1 protein-coding gene is annotated in these 1,075 nt (G+C 72.8%); it reads right to left on the bottom strand.

The features are described from left to right. Positions 1-1,075: lantibiotic dehydratase (locus tag ACIHCL_RS37000; RefSeq protein WP_399868941.1), on the bottom strand; the 1,075-nt coding region annotated here is incomplete at both ends.

Here is a 1,075-nt window from a genome sequence, read left to right as displayed (position 1 = left end):
CCGCGAACCCCAGATCCCCACCCGTGAACCGCCACGACTCCCGGCTCACCACCAGCTTGTCCACCGCCACCCGCGGCACATGGTCCGCGTCGGGGCGGAGCGCGAAGCGGTCCATGACGCGGTTGGTGAGGGCGTGACTGAAGACGTCCAGCACGTCGAATTCGCTGCCGTCCGGCAGGACGGCGGTGAGCCGGCCGTCGCGGTCGGCCACGGTGACCTCGGCGCTGAGCACGGTGCGGTCCCGGTGCGGGTCGGCGGTGTGGTCGGCGACGGCGACGAAGTAGTCCTCCGGGCGGTCCAGGGCGGGGCGGCTGCGCGCCGACCACTTCAGCGGCAGCTCCTTGGGCAGCATCGGCATCAGCCGGGGCCCGGGGAAGTCGCGGCTGGTCTCGGCGAGCAGTTCCTCGACGGCCGGGTGCTGGTTGACGAAGAGCGAGGCGGCCACGGTGTTCATGGCGATGTGCAGTTCGCCCAGGACGAGTTCGAAGTCGCCCCGCTCGACCGCGGCGGCGTCCTTGGCCATGATGAGCACGTCGGGGCTGACATAGCGGGAGAGCGACCAGCCGTCGCGCGGGCCGTCGAACTCCTCGCGGACCCGGTCGGCGATGTCCGCCGAGGAGAGCTGCACCCGGCGGGCGCCTTCCGGGGCATCGATGATCCGGGCCCAACGCTCACGCAGTTCGGCGCCGATCCGGTCCGCCTCCGGCATGGACGTGGCGTGCGGGGCCGGCAGGCAGGCGAACCAGAGCGAGGCGAGATCGGTGGTGGGCCGGTCGCCGCGCACCTGGTCGAAGCTCTCCCGGATCCGGGCGCGCATGGACTCCGCGTACCGGCTCGTCAGCCAGCCCACGGCGGTCAGGCACAGGGAAAGCGGGGTCAGTTCGTCCAGGACGGCGGGGCTGAGCCGGGCGGTGGCGGAGCGCCGGGTGTCGGAGTAGACCAGCGACCGGTTGGGCGCGGTGCGGGTGCCCTTGGCCCGTTGGGAGGCGGTGTCGGTGATCCGGGTGAAGTCCTCCTCCAGAGCTGCCAGCGCCTCGCACAGCGCACCGGCGTCACGGCCGGCCGCCTGCACCCG

The sequence above is a fragment of the Streptomyces sp. NPDC052042 genome (assembly GCF_044548345.1).
Lineage (GTDB): Bacteria > Actinomycetota > Actinomycetes > Streptomycetales > Streptomycetaceae > Streptomyces.
The sequence above is the reverse complement of the archived record's forward strand: the minus strand, read 5'-3'. Positions and strand labels throughout refer to the sequence as shown.